Source organism: Streptacidiphilus pinicola, assembly GCF_003258295.1.
In the GTDB taxonomy this organism is placed as follows: Bacteria; Actinomycetota; Actinomycetes; order Streptomycetales; family Streptomycetaceae; genus Streptacidiphilus; species Streptacidiphilus pinicola.
Genome location: NZ_QKYN01000003.1, coordinates 44,184 through 59,762, shown reverse-complemented (window position 1 = coordinate 59,762; position 15,579 = coordinate 44,184). Strand labels below are relative to the sequence as shown.

General features: G+C 74.5%; 5 protein-coding genes and 1 pseudogene. All 6 read right to left on the bottom strand.

Translation table 11 applies throughout. From position 1 onward, the window contains the following. Window positions 1–124: 124 nt before the first annotated feature. Entirely contained in the window at window positions 125–955 is an 831-nt protein-coding gene (locus DN069_RS00480; protein WP_111498654.1) for a putative RNA methyltransferase, read from the bottom strand. A 21-nt stretch (window positions 956–976) separates the two neighbouring features. Then, window positions 977–1,402 carry a fic family toxin-antitoxin system, toxin component gene (locus DN069_RS00475; protein ID WP_243638808.1) on the bottom strand — a complete coding sequence of 142 codons (426 nt, stop codon included), beginning with the start codon at window positions 1,400–1,402 and terminating at the stop codon, window positions 977–979. A gap of 35 nt (window positions 1,403–1,437) precedes the next feature. Then, window positions 1,438–1,674 (bottom strand): toxin-antitoxin system HicB family antitoxin, encoded by a 237-nt coding sequence (locus DN069_RS00470; RefSeq protein WP_111498653.1) that lies wholly within the window; start codon window positions 1,672–1,674, stop codon window positions 1,438–1,440. A 54-nt stretch (window positions 1,675–1,728) separates the two neighbouring features. After that, on the bottom strand, window positions 1,729–3,204 hold the full coding sequence (locus DN069_RS00465) for an FAD-dependent monooxygenase (protein ID WP_111498652.1): 1,476 nt from the start codon (window positions 3,202–3,204) through the stop codon (window positions 1,729–1,731). Beyond that, entirely contained in the window at window positions 3,201–7,112 is a 3,912-nt protein-coding gene (locus tag DN069_RS00460; RefSeq protein ID WP_424556231.1) for a type I polyketide synthase, read from the bottom strand. The genes DN069_RS00465 and DN069_RS00460 overlap by 4 nt, the downstream gene beginning before the upstream one ends. Before the next feature lie 301 nt (window positions 7,113–7,413). After that, a pseudogene (locus tag DN069_RS40805) lies at window positions 7,414–15,516 on the bottom strand (SDR family NAD(P)-dependent oxidoreductase); the annotation flags it as partial. Window positions 15,517–15,579 lie beyond the last annotated feature (63 nt).

The following is a 15,579-nucleotide window of genomic DNA, read 5'->3' as shown; positions in this document are numbered from 1 at the left end:
CGACGGTACGGCCCGGGTGAACTGCGGAAACGTCTCGGCGGCGATGATCCACTCCCCCGGGGGACACCACGTCACACCTGCGGCACGCGTCGCCCCCGACCGCGCCCTGAGCGCCCTTCTCGCCCTACCCGCCCGCGACGAAGCGGCTCAGCAGGACCGAGGCGGTCACCTCCACCGGCTCCCGCAGCGCGGCGGTGCCCTCCGCCAGGGCGTCCGTGTCCGTGTGCCACGCGCTCGGACCCATGCCGACGACCGTGGCGACCTCGGCGTGCGAGAGCTTCATCGTGAAGGTCACCTCGTCCGCGCCCTGGGGGGCGAGGTGCGGCTCCAGGGCCTTCGCCAGCCGCTCGTCCTTGCGGTCGTCCACGCCCAGCAGGCCCAGCTCCCGGACGAGTTCGCCGAGGTGACGTGAGTTCGGGGTGATCACCAGCAGTTCGCCGCCCGGTCGCAGGACCCGGCGGATCTCCTCGCCGCGGCGCGGCGCGAAGACGTTCAGCACGACGTCCGCCACGCCGTCCCGCAGCGGCAGCGGCTGCCAGGCGTCGCAGACGACCGCGCCCGCGCGCGGGTGCGCCCGCGCGGCCCGGCGCAGCGCGAACTTGGAGATGTCGAGGGCGAGTCCGTGCGCCGCCGGAACGGCGTCGAGCACGCGTGCGAGATAGGAGCCGGTGCCCGCGCCGAGGTCCACGATCCGCTCGGTGCCGGCGGGGGTGGCCGCCGCCAGCGCGTCGGCGATCGGGGCGTAGTGGCCGGCGCCGAGGAAGTCGACCCGGGCCGCGACCATCGCGGCCGAGTCCGCGGTACCGGTGTGGGCGCCGCCGGGAAGGAGGTTGGCGTAGCCCTGCTTGGCCACGTCGAAGGAGTGGCGGGCGGGGCAGCGCAGTGAGTTCCCGTCGAGCGCCAACTCGGCGCCGCAGACGGGGCAGCGGAGCCAGGGGACGATGTCATGGAGCATGGGTGGTTCAGGTTCCTCGGTTCAGTCCTCGTCGGGGCCTTCGTCGTCCGGGTCGGCGTCCGGGTCCTCGGAGTCGTCGGCGCGTTCGACCGCGCCCTCGGGGGCCTGGTCGACGATCCAGCCGGCCAGCCGCTCGGCTGTGCCGGACACGCCGAGACGCCCTTCCCGGACGGCCCGGGCGAGGGCCCGCATCTCGCGGGTCGTGGTGGCCACCGTGGCGCCGCCGGCGACCAGGTAGGCGAAGGCCACGGCCGTCGCGAAGAGTTCGTTGTTGCGCTCGAGCGCCGGCACCCGGATCAGTTGGTGCATCAGCGCCCCCGCACGGTCCTCGGGTTCGGGGTACACGAGGACGTCGAAGATCTCCGCCTGATGCCGGGTCACCGCGGCGACAAGAGAGCCGTAGTCGGTGACCCGGGGGTCACCCGGTGTGTACTGCTCGGCGACCATGAGCAGCCAGGACAGGTCGATCTCGACGTTGACATTCAACGGCGCTGCCCCGTGGCCTCTCGGTCTCCGCCGAACTCGGCCAGGAAGACGGCCTCGTACTCCTTCATGAACTGCGCCGCGGCCTCCACGAAGGCGCGTCCTGTCTCGCCCATGTCCTGCTGGACCAGCTTCTCGATGTACTGGTTCATGCTGATCCCCTCCTGTTCCGCCCTGGTACGCGCGATCTCCGCCGTTGTGGCGTCAACCCGGACATTCAGCTGTTTTTTACTCATACCTCGAAGCTAGCGCGATTCCGCTAGCACAGGAAGGGGTCAGTTTCAGACAAGTCATTCCCCGCCACGGGGCCCCGGAAGCCTAACCCGGCTCTTCTCCGGAGTCCCCGACGCCTGCCACGCGGCGAGCAGTCGCTCCACGGCCTGCCGGTCGGCCGAGCGGGCTCCGTCGGCGCTGACGTGGCCGTCCGGTCGGACCAGCAGGAACCCGCGCCGGAGGCGGCCGCGACCGGCCACCCGGTGGTGGGCCACCAGCCGCGGCCACCGCGCGGCCAGGGATTGCGCCCAGTCCGCAGCCGCGCCACCGGTGACCAGCACCAGCCGGCCGTCGACCGCGTGCTCCATGGCCCACTGCGGGGCTCGGGCGCCTGCCCGCCGACCGGGTCCGGGCAGCGCGTACCGCACCCGCCGGCCGGCGAGCAACGGCACGAACCACCGCCGCAGCACCCCGGCCTTCTCCAGCCCCTGCCAGACCACGTCACGCACCTTCGCAGCCAACGGGGGAAGCGTGAAGACCCGCAGCATGGTGTGGGTGGCCCGGACCGTCTGCTCGGCCGCCTGACGGCGTTCCTGCTCGTAGCTGTCCAGCACGTCGGGATGGAGCGCGCCGTTCACCACGCCCGCCAGCTTCCAGGCCAGGTTGCGCACGTCCTGCAGTCCCAGATTCAGGCCCTGGCCACCGAGCGGGGCGTGGGTGTGGGCGGCGTCCCCGGCCAGGAAGCACCGGCCCACCCGCAGCCGCGACGCGATCCGCTCGGCGCTGGTGAACTCACGCGCCACGTCCAGGCTCGCCAGGCGCATCCCGCTCGGCCCGCGCTCGTCCAGAAGTCGCTGGACCGTCTCCTCGGTCAGCGGCGTGCCCGGCGGGATGACCGTGTAGATCCGCACCTTCCCGTCCCGCAGGGGCGCGTACACCAGAGACCCCTTCGCGGACATGGAGTAGTGCACGGCGCCGTGCTCGATGTCCTCCGTCAACGTGCCCTCGGCCAACAGCAGCGCCATCGGCACCTGCTCGCCGAGGAACTCGACGTCCAGCGCGGCGCGCACGGTGCTGCGCACGCCGTCGGCGGCGATCAGCCAGTCCGCCTCGATCACATCCGGGCCGTCCGGCCCCTCGGTGCGAGCTCGCACGCAGGTCGCGTCCTGCTCCACCCAGGTCACCCTGACGCCGCGTTCGACCCTGCCGCCCAGCCCGCGCAGCGCGCGGTCCAGCAGTTCCTCCGTCTGGTGCTGCGGCAGCAGCAGGGGCTGGTCGGCGGCGCCGAGGGTGAGGTCGAACCGACGGCGGCCAGCCAGACGGAACCGCATGGCGCGGATCGGCTGGCCGAGCCGGCCGGCCTCGCGCAGCACGTCCAGGTCGCCCAGCACGGCGAGCCCGCTCGGCCACAGCTGCATGGCCCGGGGCCCGGTCGCCGGAGCGGTGGCGGCGTCCACCACCCGCACGGAGACGCCGAACCGGCGGAGTTCGGCCGCCGCCGCGAGCCCGACCGGTCCGGCGCCGACCACGAGCACAGCCGTCCGGGCGGTCATGCGGACCGCCCCAACTCGCGCGCTCCGGCCAGGTCGTCCAGCCAGTCGGACAGCACGGCCGCGGTGGCTCCGGCGTGCTCCTCCATCAGGGTGAAGTGGTCGCCGGGCACCTCCCTGACCGCGCGCCCGCCGGGCCAGGGCACATGCCATTGCGGCACCCGCCACGGCGTGTTCCCCGGCAGCCCGGTGGCGGCCCGCACCAGCAGCGTCGGCGCGCCCGGGTTGCCGGGCCGCCACTGGCCGATGAGCGGAAGGTAGCCGCCCATCGCGGCCACCCGGCGGTCGTCGGCTTCCAGCAGTTCCAGTCCCCGCGCCACACCCGACAGCAGCGCCGGCGGCAGGCCGTCCAGGGTGAGCGGGCCCGGCGGGTAGGTGTCCAGCAGCGCGAGCGCCTCGACCGGGGTGCCGAGCGCGGCCAGTTGGACCGCCACCGCGTGCGCGAGCAGGCCGCCGGAGGAGTAGCCGGCCAGTGCGACCGCTCGCCCGTCCGCCCTCGCCGCCACCGCCGTGGCCGCGGCGTCGACCAGCGACGCCCACGAGGCGGGCAACCGCCCGGCGTCGGTGAAGCCCGGCAGTTCGAAGGCGCACACCTCCCGGCGGCCGGTCATCTCCGTGGCCAGCCGTACGAACTGATGGGCGCCCGAGGTCGCCAGCACGGTGGGGAAGCACATGAGCATCGGCTCGGCCGGGCCGGCGGCGAGCTCGTACGGCACCGGCAGGTCCCGTGCCTCGGCCGCGTCGAAGCGCGGCAGTCGCGCGGCGGCCGCCTCCACCTGCGCGCCGAACCGGGCCGCCTGGCGCGGATCGTCGGCCGCGGCCGCGGCCGCACGGCGCAGTTCGCCTGCGCCGTCGGGCCGGTCGTCGGCGCGGTCGGTGGCGAACAGTTCGCCCCGCAGGTGTCGGGCGAGTCCGTCGGGGGTGCGCAGTTCGAAGAGCTGACGCACGGCCAGCCGCCGGCCGGTGGCCGAGTCCAGTCGATTGCGCAGCGCCACCAGGACCACGGAGTCCATGCCCAGTTCCAGGAACGCGCGGTCCGGGTCGACCGCGTCCGCGCTCTCGTGCCCGAGCAACGCGGCGATCTCCGCCCGCACCAGGTCCAGCAGTTGACGGTGCTGATCGGCCGGCGCGAGGTCGGCGAGGAGCCCCACACCGGTCCGCTCCGTGAGCGCCGACGACCAGGCCGTCGGCCGGTCTTCGCGGACCTGGCCGGAGCTGGTGTTCTCGACCCAGAACCGGCGGGACTGGAACGCGTAGGTCGGCAGGTCGACCGGCTCGGACCGGTCCGGCAGTGACGAGGACCAGTCCACGCCGATGCCCTGCACGTAGGCCTCGGCAGCGGCCGTCGCCATCCGCTCCGGTCCGCCCTCGCCACGCCTCAGCGTGGCGACGACCACGGCGTCCTTCTCGGCGTCGTGGGCCAGGTCCTCGATACCGACGGCCAGCACCGGCTGCCCGCTCACCTCCACGAAGGCCCGGTGCCCGCCCTCCAGCGCGGCGCGGACGGCACGGTCGAACCGCACCGGCTCCCGCAGGTTCCGGTACCAGTAGGCGGCGTCCAGGTCGGTGTCGAGCCGGCCGCCGGTCACGGTGGAGTAGAACGGCACCGTCGGCGCCTTGGGTGACAGCCCGGCCAGACCCGCGAGAACGGCGTCGCGCACCGGTTCGACCTGCGCCGAGTGACCGGCGCCGGGCGCGTTCAGGAGGCGGACGCGGGCACCGTCGGCCTTGTACCGGGCCAGCAGTTCCTGGCAGGCGTCGGTGGCACCGGAAACAACCACGGCCTCCGGTCCGTTCACCGCGGCGATGGACAGCCGGCCGCCGAATTCCGCCAGATCCGCCTCGACCCGGTCCACCGGCAGGGCCACGGCGAGCATCGCGCCGGTGGCCGGGAGTCCGGCCAGGGCCTTGCTGCGCACCGCGACCACGCGCGCGCCCTCGGAGAGCGACAGGGCCCCCGCCACACAGGCCGCGGCCACCTCGCCCTGGGAGTGGCCGATCACCGCCGCGGGGACGACCCCGTAGGAGCGCCACATCCGGGCGAGCGACACCATGACCGCCCACAGCACGGGCTGGAGCACCTCGAGCCGCTCCATCGCCTGCTCGTCGCAGAGCGCCGTCGCCAGCTCGGTCTCGACGGGCCAGTCCAGGTACGGGGCGAGCGCCGCTGCGCACGCCCGCATCGATTCGGCGAACACCGGTGCGCGGGTGAGCAGTTCGGACGCGATGCCGGGCCACTGGGCGCCGTGCCCGGCGAACACGAACACCGGTGCCCCGCGGTCCTTGGCCGTTCCCCGCACCAGCCCGGCCGCCGGCCCGCCCTCGGCCAGCGCGGCCAGGTCGGCCAGCACGGCCGCCGGATCGTCGCCGAGGATCACCGCGCGGCTGGGCAGCGCGGGGCGGGCGGCCAGGGCCGCGCCCACCGCGCCGAGCGACAGCTCCGGCCGCTCCTCCAGGAGGGAGGCGAGCCGTCCGGCCTGGGCGGCGAGCGCCGCGTCACCGCGCGCGGAGACGATCAGCGGGACCGGGGCCGGGTGCGCGTCACCGGTGACCACGGCGTCGCTCGCCACCGGCGGGGCCTGCTCGAGGATCGCATGCGCGTTGGTGCCGCTCATCCCGAACGCCGACACCCCGGCGCGGCGCGGACGTCCGGTGTCCGGCCAGGACGTCTCCTCCGTGACCAGACGGACGGCGCCCGAGGACCAGTCCACGATCGGTGTCGGCTGGTCCACGTGCAGGGTCCGGGGCACGGTCCCGGCCCGCATGGCGAGGACCATCTTGATGACCCCCGCCATCCCCGCCGCCGCCAGCGTGTGACCGATGTTCGACTTGATCGAGCCGAGCAGCAGCGGCTCTGCCCGGTCCCGGCCGTAGGTGGCCAGCAACGCGCGCGCCTCGACCGGGTCGCCGAGACGGGTCCCGGTGCCGTGGGCCTCGACCACGTCGACGTCCTTGGGCGACAGACCGGCGGTGCGCAGGGCGTCGAGGACCACCCGCTGCTGGGACTCACCGCTGGGCGCGGTGAGGCCGTTGCTGCCACCGTCCTGGTTCACCGCGGTGCTGCGGACCAGGGCGAGCACCTGGTGGCCGTTGGCCCGGGCGTCGGACAACCGCTCCAGGAGCACCAGCCCGACGCCCTCGGCGAAGCCGGTTCCGTCCGCCGCCGCGGCGAAGGACTTGCACCGTCCGTCCGGCGCGCAGGCGCGCACCTGGCTGAAGTCCACGAAGCCGGTCGGGGTGGACAGCACGGTGACGCCGCCGGCGACCGCGAGGGAGCAGGTGCCGCCACGCAGCGCCGACACGGCCAGGTCGAGTGCGACGAGCGAGGACGAGCACGCCGAGTCCACCGTGATGGCCGGGCCCTCCAGGCCGAAGGTGTAAGCCACCCGGCCCGACACCACGCTGGTGGCCGAGCCGGTCAGCCGGTACGCCTCGATCTCTCCCGGGGCCTCGGCGAGCAGCACCTGGTAGTCGCTGGTCACGCAGCCGGCGTACACCCCGGTGCGGCTGCCGCGCAGCGTGGCCGGGTCGATGCCGGCCCGTTCGAAGAGCTCCCAGGTCGTCTCCAGGAACACCCGCTGCTGCGGATCCATGGCAAGGGCCTCACGCGGAGAGATGCCGAAGAAGTCCGCGTCGAAGTCGAGCGCGCCGTCCAGGAAGCCGCCCGAGCGGGTGTAGCTGCGCCCCGGCTGGTCCGGTTCGGCGTCGTAGAGGCCCTCCACGTCCCAGCCGCGGTCCGCCGGAAACTCAGCGACCGCGTCCGTCCCGGACGAGACGAGCCGCCAGAGCTCCTCCGGCGAACGCACGCCGCCCGGAAAGCGGCAGGCCATGCCGACGATCGCGATCGGCTCGGTGCTCCGCTCGCGCAACTCCTCCAGCCGGGAGCGGGTCTCGTGCAGTTCGGCGGCCACCCGCTTCAGGTAGTCCCGCAATTTCTGTTCGTCAGACATAGTGATCCTCGTTGCCGATGCCCAGTTCGTTGTCTATGAAGGCGAAGACGTCCTCGTCGTCCGCGTCCGCCAGTTCGGCCGCCACCGAGGACCGACCGGACAGTTCGGCGGTGAGCTGCCGCAGCAGGTCCGCGATCCGCGCGCGTTCGTCCTCGTCGACCGTGAGCGCGGCCGCCCGGATCCGACCGAGGTCGGAGTCGATGTCGACGTCCAGGTCGACCGAGGGCGCTGAGGGCGCCGCGAGTTGGTCCGCGAGGAACTCGGCGATGGCCGAGGGGTTCGGATGCTCGAAGGCGAGGGTCGCGGGCACGGACAGACCGGTCGCGGACGCCAGCGCGTTGCGCAGGGTGACGGCGGCGAGCGAGTCCAGCCCGAGGTCCCGCAGCGTGGCGTCCGGTGCCACCGCGTCCGGCCCCGCATGCCCGAGGACCAGCGCGACCTCGCCGCGCACCAGATCGAGCAGCATCCGCGCCCGGTCTGCCGCGCCGAGCCCGGCCAGCCGATCCACCCACGCGTCCGCCTGGTGCTCGTCGTGCTCGACGTGCTCGTCGTCGCCACTCGGAACCAGCGCCTCGGTCCCGGTGGTGCCGACGGGGTCCTTCACCGGCGCGTCGAGCCAGTACCGCCGGTGCTCGAACGGGTAGCGGGGCAGGTCGGTCCGGGAGGCGCCGGTGCCGTCGAACACCCTGTCCCACGTGACGGGCGCACCCGCGGTCCACAGGGCGCCGAGCGCGGTGAGGCCGGTGCGGATCTCGTCCTTGTCCCGCCGCTGGAACGGCACCACCGGCACCTCGGCGGCGGCCTCGTCCGCCAGCGTCTCCCGCACCAGCGCGGTGAGTACCGCGTCCGGGCCGACTTCCAGGAAGGCGCCGGCCCCGGCCGCGCGCAGCGCGGACACGCCCTCGTGGAAGCGCACGGCCTCACGCACCTGCCGCGCCCAGTAGCCGGGGTCGCACAGTTCGTCCGCGGACGCGAGGCGGCCGGTCACCGTCGACACGACGGGCAGGACCGGCGGACGGAACGTCGTCCGAGCGGCGACCAACCGGAATTCGTCGAGCATCGGGTCCATCAACGGCGAGTGGAACGCGTGACTCACCCGCAGCCGCCGGGTCCTGTGTCCGGCCGCGGCCAGTGCCTCGGCGACCCGTCCCACGTCGTCACTCGCCCCGGACACCACGACGGAACGAGGGCCGTTCACCGCGGCGACCGCGACGGTCCCGCCGACAGTCGCCAGCACCTGACGGACCGTCGCCTCGTCCGCGGCCACGGACACCATCGCGCCGCCTGCGGGCAGCGCCTGCATCAGCCGGCCGCGCGCGGCGACCAGGGCCGCCGCGGACGGGAGGTCCAGGACGCCCGCGACGTGGGCCGCGGCGAGTTCGCCGACGGAGTGGCCGGCGACGAAGTCCGGCCGGACGCCCCAGGACTCGACCAGCCGGTACGCCGCCACCTCGAACGCGAACAGCGCCGCCTGGGCACAGCCGGTCTGCTCGAGTGCGTCCGCGTCGGTGCCGGACAGGACGGTCCGCAGCGGCCGTTCGAGGTGGCTGTCCAGCAGGTCGACCGCGGCGTCGAACGCCTCGGCGAACACCGGGAAACGGGCGGCAAGTTGTCGGCCCATGCCGAGTCGCTGGCTGCCCTGGCCGGTGAACAGGACGGCGATCCGCGGGTCCCGGCCCCGCCCTCGCGAGACGCCGGGAGCGGGCCGGCCCGCGGCGATCGCGTCGAGGGCGGCGTGCAGTTCGGCCCGGTCGGCGACGACGGCGACGGCCCGCTCGGCGAGCGCCGCGCGGGCCGCACCCGAGGTGAACCCGATGTCGGCCACGGTCGCCGTCACGGACGCCAGGTCCGCGGCTCGCCCGCGCAACGCCGTCGCGGTCGCCGCCGACAACGGAACCGGAACCACCCGTGCGTCAGGCACGGGCTGACGGGCGGTCACCTCCGGGGACTGTTCGAGGATCACGTGCGCGTTCGTCCCGCTGATGCCGAAGGACGACACTCCGGCCCGCCGCGGGCGACCGCTCTCGGGCCACGCCACGGATCCGGACGACACCACCTCCACCCCGCCGGAGGACCAGTCCACGTGCGCGGACCACTGCTCGGCGTGCAAGGTCCCCGGCACCACCCCGGCGCTCAGCGCGGACACCATCTTCATCACGCCGGCCGCACCGGCCGCCGCCTGGGTGTGACCGATGTTCGACTTCACCGAGCCCAGCAGCAGCGGACCGCCGGTCCGGTCCCGGCCGTACGTCTCCAGCAGCGCCTGGACCTCGATCGGGTCGCCCAACGCCGTTCCGGTACCGTGCCCCTCCACCACGTCGACATCCGCGGTGGACAGGCCAGCGTCGGCGAGAGCGGCCCGGATCACCCGCTGCTGTGACGGACCGTTCGGCGCGGTCAGACCGTTGCTGGCGCCGTCCTGGTTCACCGCGGTCCCGCGCACCACCGCCAGCACCCGGTGACCCCGCAGACGCGCCGTGGAGAGACGCTCCACCACCAGCACACCGACGCCCTCGGCCCACCCCGTGCCGTCCGCACCTGCCCCGTACGCCCGGCAGCGACCGTCGGCCGACAGACCGCCCTGGCGGCTGAACTCCACGAAGGTGAAAGGCGAGGACATCACGGTGACGCCGCCGGCGAGGGCGACCTCGCACTCCCCGCTGCGCACCGAGCGCACGGCCAGGTGCAGGGCCACCAACGACGAGGAGCACGCGGTGTCGACGGTGATCGCCGGGCCCTCCAGCCCCAGCGTGTACGCGACGCGGCCGGAGGCGACGCTGCCGGTCGTCCCGGTACCGAGGTAGCCCTCGACCTCGGCCGGCACCGACGGCAGCCGGCTCCCGTAGTCGTGGTACATCAGGCCGGTGAAGACGCCGGCCCGCGCGCCCCTCAGCTCGTCGGGGTCGATCCCGGCGTGCTCCAACGCCTCCCAGGAGACCTCCAGCAGCAGCCGCTGCTGCGGGTCCATCGCCACGGCCTCCCTCGGCGAGACGCCGAAGAACTCGGCGTCGAAGTCGGCCGCCTCGTGCAGGAAGCCGCCGGAACCGGTCGCCGAGGTGCCCGGCCGGCCCTTGTCCGGATCGGACAGCGTCACCAGGTCCCAGCCGCGGTCGGTGGGGAACGGGGAGATCGCGTCCACCCCGTCCTGCGCCAGCCGCCACAGGTCCGCCGCCGAGCGCACCCCGCCGGGATAGCGCCCGGCCATGCCGACGATCACCACCGGGTCGTCCTCGGCCGGGCCATCGGTGGCGGGCGCGGCGAGCGGTGCCGTACCACCGGCGGGCTGAAGTTCGGACAGCAGCCAGGCGGCCAGGTCGTCCGGACTCGGATGGTCGAAGAGCAGGGTGGCCGGCAGCCGCAGGCCGGTCGCGGCGTTCAACCGGCTCCGCAGCTCCAACGCGGTGAGCGAGTCGAAGCCGATGTCGCTGAAGCTGCGCCGCCCCGTGACGGCGCGGGCGTCCGCCAGGCCCAGGGTGGCGGCCGCCTCGGTGCAGATCAGCTCGACCAGGAGCGGCAGCCGCTGTGCCTCGCCGGCCAGGGCCAGGCGCCGTGCCAGGCCCGCGTCCGACGGGCGGGCGACGGGGCGGGAGGCAGGGGCGAGACCGCCGAGGATGGCCGGGAGGTTCACGGCGGAGCGCAGTGCGCGGCGGTCGAGGCGCACCGGCACCAGCTCCGTCCGCGGGTGCCCCAGGGCCGCGTCGAAGAGGGCGAGGCCCAGCTCCGGGGTGAGCGGGACCATGCCGGAGCGGGCCAGCCGGGCGCGATCAGCCGTGCCCAGCGAGTCGGCCATGCCGTCCTCCCACGGCCCCCAGGCCAGCGAGAGCGCCGCGCGGCCCTCGGCGCTCCGCCGCCGGGCCAGCGCGTCCAGGAACGCGTTTCCGGCCGCGTAGGCCGCCTGGCCGGCGGTGCCGAGCGTGCCGGCGATCGAGGAGAACAGCACGAAGGCGTCGAGAGCCAGGCCCTCCGTGGCCTCGTGCAGATGCCAGGCGCCGTCCACCTTGGGTCGCAGCACGGCATCGAGCCGCGCCGCGGTGAGCCCGCTCACGACCGCGTCGTCGAGCACGCCCGCGGCGTGCACCACCGCGGTGAGCGGATGCTCGGACGGGGTCGCGGCGACCAGGGCCCGCACCTGCACGGCGTCGGCCATGTCGCAGGCCACCACGCGCACTGTGGCCCCGGCGGCCCGGAGCTCCTCGGTCAGTTCGGCGATGCCCGGCGCAGCGGTGCCCCGCCGTCCGGCGAGCAGCAGGGACCGGATGCCGTGCCGGTTGACGAGGTGACGGGCCAGCAGCGCGCCCAGCGCACCGGTCGCGCCGGTGATCAGCACCGTACCCTGCGGGTCGAGCCGCACCGCCGTCGACGCGCCACCGACGGCGGCGAGCCGGGGTACCAACACGTGCCCCGCACGCACGGCCAGTTGGGGCTCCTCGGTGTGGAACACCTCGTCGGGCAGCGCGACGGTCTCGTCGACGTCGACCAGAGTGATCCGGCCCGGCTGCTCGGCCTGCGCCGACCGCACCAGTCCCCACACCGCGGCGTGCGCCAGGTCCGTGCTCAGCGGATCGTCGCCGACGGCGACCGCCCCCGTCGTGACCAGCACCAGATGCGCGTCCGCGAACCGCTCGTCGCCCGACCAGCCGGCCACCGCCTCGAGCGCGGCCGCCGTCACGGCCCGGACCCGCTCAGGAGTCGGGCCGTCCGTGCTCGGGACGCGCAGCACCACGACGTCGCCGGGGCCGACCGGTTCGGCGAGGTCGGCGAGCGTGTCCACCTGCCGGACGGACGGGACGGCCGACGCCGGACCGGCGGGCAGCGGCACCCAGTCGACGGCGAACAAGGCGTCGGCCGCGGAGCCACGGCCGTCGAGGGAGGCGAACTGCTGCTCCGTCACACCGCGCACGGCCAGCGCGCCGATCGACAGGACCGGGCGGTCCTCGTCGTCCACGAGCTCCACCGCGACCGAGTCCGTGCCGACCGGCTCGATCCGTGCGCGCGCCGCCACGGCACCGGTCCGGTGGAGCCGCACGTCACGGAACGCGAAGGGGAGCTTCACCGCGGTGTCGGCCGGGGCCGCGAGGCCGAGCGCGTGCAGCACGCTGTCCAACACCACGGGATGGAGTCCGTAACCGGCCGGGTCCAGCCCCTCGGGCCGGACCGACGCGTAGACCGCGCCGCCTCGGCGCCAGGCGGTGCGCAGCCCACGGAAGGCCGGACCGTAACCGAGCCCGCGGTCGGCCAACGCGTCGTACCAGCCGGCCACGTCGACGCCCTCCGCGTCGGCCTCCGGCCAACGCGTCGGGTCCGCCGTGGGCTCGTCGTCGCTCCAGCGGCTGAGCGCGCCGGTGGCGTGGCGGGTCCACGGCTCGGCCTCGTCGCCTTCCGGTCGCGAGTGGATCGACAGCGGGCGCCGCCCCGCCTCGTCCGCTGACCCGACGATCAGCTGTACCTGCCTCGCGGCGGTGAGCGGCACGGGCGCCTCGATGGCCAGCTCGTCCAGCACCGGGTGACCGCAGTGGTCGCCGGCCCGGACGGCGAGATCGACCAGGGCCGCGCCCGGCACCACCGCGGTCCCGAACACCGCGTGGTCGGCGAGCCAGGGATGGGTGTCCAGACCGACCCGCCCGGTCAGCACGAACTCGTCGGCGTCGGCTCGCGCGATCACGCTGGTCAGCAGTGGATGCCCGGTCCCTCCCTGCCCGTGCCCCCGCGGATCGGCCGCCGGCCGGACCGCGTCCAGCCAGTAACGGGTGCGCTGGAACGCGGAGGTGGGCAGGTCGACCGGGCGGGCCCCGGTCCCCTCGAACAAGGCGGCCATCCGGACCGCCGCGCCGCGGACCCAGAGCCGGGCCAACGCGTGCGCCAGTCCCAGCGGTTCGGCACGGTCGCGACGGACCAGGGGCACGAAGTCGACGTCGACGCCGATCCCGGCGTCCTCCGTCGATTCCCGCCCGAGCGCGCTGAGCACGCCGTCCGGCCCCAGTTCGACGAACGTGCGCACGCCCGCGTCGACCAGGCAGCGCACCGCGTCGCCGAACCGGACGGCGGCCCGCACCTGATCCACCCAGTAGTCCGGGGTGCACAGCTCGGCGCGGCTCACCGGACCACCGGTCACGGTGGAGACGATCGGTACGACCGGCGGGTGGTAGTCCAGGCGCGCGGCGACGCTGCGGAACTCGGCCAGCATCGGCTCCATCAGCGGGGAGTGGAAGGCGTGACTGACTCTCAGCGGCCGGGTCCTGCGGCCGGCGTCCGCGCACTGCCGGGTCACCGCGAGCACCTCGTGCTCGGCTCCGGACAGCACCACCTGGCCGGGCCCGTTCACGGCGGCGACGGCGATGCCGGAGCGCCCGGCCAGCAGCCCGGCGGCCTCCTCCTCGCCCATCCGCACCGCGACCATGGCCCCGCCCTCGGGCAGCGCCGCCATCAACCGGCCCCGGGTGGTCACGAGTTCGGCCGCGTCCCGAAGCGAGAGCACCCCGGCGACCTGAGCGGCGGCGATCTCGCCGACCGAGTGGCCGGCCAGGTGGTCGGGCCGCAGCCCGAGCGAGGTCACGAGCCGGTACAGACTGACCTCGACGGCGAACAACCCGGCCTGCGCGTAGTCCGTGCGGTCCAGCAGCGCGGCGTCCGGACTGTCCGGCTCGGCGAACAGCACCGTGCGCAGCGGCGGATCCAGGTGCCGGTCGAGTTCGGCGCAGACCTCGTCCATCGCGGCGGCGAACACCGGTTCCCGGGCACTCAGCTCCCGGCCCATGCCCAGACGCTGGCTGCCCTGACCGGTGAACAGGAACGCGAGGCCACCGTCGGTCACCTGCCCCGTGACGACGGAGGAGGTTGCCCGGCCCTCGGCGAGTGCGGTCAGACCCTCCGTCAGCTCCGCGCGGTCGGCGGCGAGCACGACGGCGCGCAGGTCGGCCGCGGCGCGTGTGGTGAACGTGGACAGCCCGACGTCGGCGGGCTCGGCGGACGACAGTCCGGTCAGCAGCCTCGCGTTCGCCGCGAGGACCGCTTCGTTGCGGCCGGACACCGCGACCGGCACCACCGGCGGGACCGTGCGCACCGCGCCGTCGTCGGTCTCGGCGGGCGCCTCCTCCACGATGAGGTGCGCGTTGGTGCCGCCGATGCCGAACGAGGAGACGGCCGCCCGGCGTGGCCGGGACGACTCCGGCCAGGGCGTCGCCTCCGTCACCAGCTCCACCGCACCGACCGTCCAGTCCACGTGCGGCGAGGGCTGGTCCACGTGCAGCGTGCGCGGCACCGTACCGGCCCTCATGGCCAGCACCATCTTGATCACGGCGCCCACGCCGGACGCGGCCTGGGTGTGTCCGATGTTCGACTTCGCCGATCCGAGCAGCACCGGAGCCGCGTCACCACGCTGTCGGCCGTAGGTGGCGAGGACCGCCTGCGCCTCGATGGGATCGCCCAGCGGTGTGCCCGTGCCGTGCGCCTCCACGACGTCCACGTCGGCAGGACGCAGCCCGGCGGCGTCCAGCGCGGCATGGATGACGCGCTGCTGCGACGGACCGTTCGGCGCGGTGAGACCGTTGCTGGCACCGTCCTGGTTGACCGCGCTGCCGCGCAGCACGGCCAGCACGGGATGGCCGTTGCGGCGGGCGGCGGACAGCCGCTCCAGCACCAACATCCCTGCGCCCTCACCCCAGCACGTGCCGTCCGCGGCGGCGGCGAAGGACTTGCAGCGGCCGTCGACGGCCAGCGCCCGCTGACGGCTGAACTCCACGAAAGGGAACGGGGTCGACAGCACGGTCGCGCCACCCGCCAGCGCCAGCTCGCACTCGCCCTGCCGCAGCGCCTGCATGGCCAGGTGCAGCGCGACCAGCGACGAGGAGCAGGCGGTGTCCACCGAGACGGCGGGGCCCTCCAGTCCGAGCACGTAGGACAGCCGGCCTGAGGCGACGCTGCCGTAGCTGCCGGTCCCCAGGTAACCCTCCAACTCCGCGGGAGCGGTGGGCAGCCGGGTCGCGTAGTCGTAGTACATGACGCCGGCGAACACGCCGGTGCGGCTGCCGCGCAGCGTGGTGGGGTCGATCCCGGCCCGCTCGACCGCCTCCCACGAGGTCTCCAGGAGCAGCCGCTGCTGCGGGTCCATGGCCAGCGCCTCGCGGGGCGAGATGCCGAAGAACTCGGCGTCGAACCCCAGCGGGTCGGTGAGGAACCCGCCGTGCCGGGTGTACGAGGTTCCGGGGCGCGCCGGGTCGGGGTCGTAGATCGCGTCGAGGTCCCAGCCGCGGTCGGCCGGGAACTCCGAGATCGCGTCGACCTCGTTCAGGAACAGGTCCCAGAACCGCTCCGGCGTGTCGGCGCCGCCCGGGTAGCGACAGCCCATGCCGACGACCGCGATCGGTTCGCGTGCGGCCTCCGTGAGGCGACCGTTCTCCTTGCGCAGCCGGCCGACCTCCCGCAGGCACTC

Bases quoted from the DNA above. Each gene is read 5' to 3' on its own strand.
- DN069_RS00480 (WP_111498654.1), bottom strand. From the start codon at position 955: ATGCTCCATGACATCGTCCCCTGGCTCCGCTGCCCCGTCTGCGGCGCC.
- DN069_RS00475 (WP_243638808.1), bottom strand. From the start codon at position 1,402: ATGGTCGCCGAGCAGTACACACCGGGTGACCCCCGGGTCACCGACTAC.
- DN069_RS00470 (WP_111498653.1), bottom strand. From the start codon at position 1,674: ATGAGTAAAAAACAGCTGAATGTCCGGGTTGACGCCACAACGGCGGAG.
- DN069_RS00465 (WP_111498652.1), bottom strand. From the start codon at position 3,204: ATGACCGCCCGGACGGCTGTGCTCGTGGTCGGCGCCGGACCGGTCGGG.